Genomic DNA, 1,940 nt, shown 5'->3' with positions numbered 1-1,940 from the left:
GTCAGGTGCCCGTCGGCGTGACCGGGATGCGCCAGCCACGCCTGGAGGACGGCCAGGGTGTCGGTGAGGACGCTGTGGGTGTGACCGGGGCCGGCCTCGAGGGGCGAGGGCTGGACGGTGAGCAGCACATGGGCGTTCGCGGGAACGTCGTCGAGGGTGGTGGCGACAGGCACACCGGTCAGACCGAACGTCTCCGTGCCGAGGACCACCAGCTCACGGGCGTCGGTCTCGGCCTCGGGGGTGTCGGGGGTGGGGGTCCAGGTGAGCTGGTAGAGGTCGTCCGCGGTGGGGGTGGGGGTCAGCGCGGCGAGCTGGTCGGTGGTGGTCTCGCGGATGGTGAGGGCGTCGGCGGTGATGACGGGCGTGCCGGCCGGGTCGGTGGCGGTGAGGGCGTGGGTGTTCTCCCCGGTGGTCGTCCAGCGGACCCGCAGGGTGGTCGCGCCGGTGGCGTGGAGGGTGACCCCGCTCCACGCGAACGGCAGCACCACCACCGGCTCACCCGGCCGGTCGTCCAGCAGCAGCGCGTGCAGCGCCGCGTCCAGAAGCGCCGGGTGGATACCGAACCCGCCAGTGTCGGTGGCGGTGTCGTCGGCGGGCAGGGTGATCTCCGCGGACACGCCCCCGTCCGGGTGACGCCACGCAGCACGCAGACCCTGGAACAGCGGCCCGTACTCATACCCCCGGGCCGCGAGACGCTCGTAGAGACCGTCCACATCGACGGGCTGGGCGTCGGTGGGGGGCCAGGTGTTGCCGGACGGGGCGGGTTCGGGTGTTCCGGTGGTGAGGCGGCCGGTGGCGTGCCGGACCCAGGGGCCGTTCCCGTTGTCGGGCCGGGAGTGCACGGCCAGGGCGTATCCGCTGTCGTCGGGGGTGAGGGTGGCCTGGAGCTGGAGGGCCTGGGCTTCGGTGATCACCAGTGGTGCGTGGAGGGTGAGGTCTTCGAGGTGTCCGGCGCCGAGGCGGTCGCCGGCTGCGACGGCCAGGTCCACGAACGCGGTGCCGGGCAGCAGCACACTGCCCAGCACCATGTGATCCGCCAGCCAGGGCTGGGCCGCGAGGGACAGCCTGCCGGTGAGGACCGCGCCGCCTTCGTCGGCCAGGTCCACGGCCGCACCGAGGAGTCCGTGTCCGGCGTCGGCCTGGCCGAGACCGGCCACGTCTCCGGCAACCGCGGGGGCTTCGAGCCAGTAGCGCTGGTGCTGGAAGGCGTAGGTGGGCAGGTCGGTGGTGCGGCCGTGGGCGAGGGCCGGGGTTTTCTCCCAGGTGATGGGGGTTCCGGTGGTCCACAGGTGGGCGAGGGCGGTGAGGAACGTCTCGTCCTCGGGCCTGCCTTTGCGCAGAGCGGCGACAGCCACAGCCTGGTCGCCTGTGTCGGTGCTGCCGACGGTGGTGGTGATGTTGGCGGTGAGGACGGGGTCGGGGCCGAGTTCGAGGTAGGCGGTGACGGCGTGTTCGGTAGCCAGGTGCTGGATGCCGTGGTGGAAGCGGACCGTGCCGCGGATGTGGCGGGCCCAGTACTCCGGTGAGGTCAGCTCCCCGGTGGTCGCGAGCACCCCGGTGACGTTGGACAGGACCGGGATCTGCGGGGCCCGGAAGTCCAGCGCCCGGATCTCGCGGGTGAAGTCGTCCAGGACGGTGTCCATGTGCGGCGAGTGGAACGCGTGGGAGACCGTGAGACGCCGGGTCCGGCGGCCCAGGTCACGGAAATGCTCCGCGACCGCCTCCGCCGCGTCGGTGTCGCCCGAGACCACCACAGCCGTCGGCCCGTTCACCGCGGCCAGCGAGAGCCGCTCGTCCAGCAGGGGCAGTACTTCGTCCTCGGTGGCCTCGACCGCGATCATCACCCCGCCGGCCTGGGCGGCCTGCATGAGGCGTCCCCGCGCGGTGACCAGGCGTGCCGCGTCGGGCAGTGAGAGCACGCCCGCGACGTGGGCGGCGGT

The 1,940-nt window shown here is 72.9% G+C and carries 1 protein-coding gene; it reads right to left on the bottom strand.

Going from position 1 to position 1,940, the window contains the following annotated elements; genetic code table 11:
- Positions 1-1,940 (bottom strand): acyltransferase domain-containing protein (locus tag ACWERV_RS36680; RefSeq protein WP_452941217.1); only part of this gene is annotated, 1,940 nt, incomplete at both ends.

The organism is Streptomyces sp. NPDC004031 (genome assembly GCF_053604375.1).
Note: the sequence above shows the minus strand (reverse complement) of the source record. Positions and strands in the feature narration are given on the sequence as shown.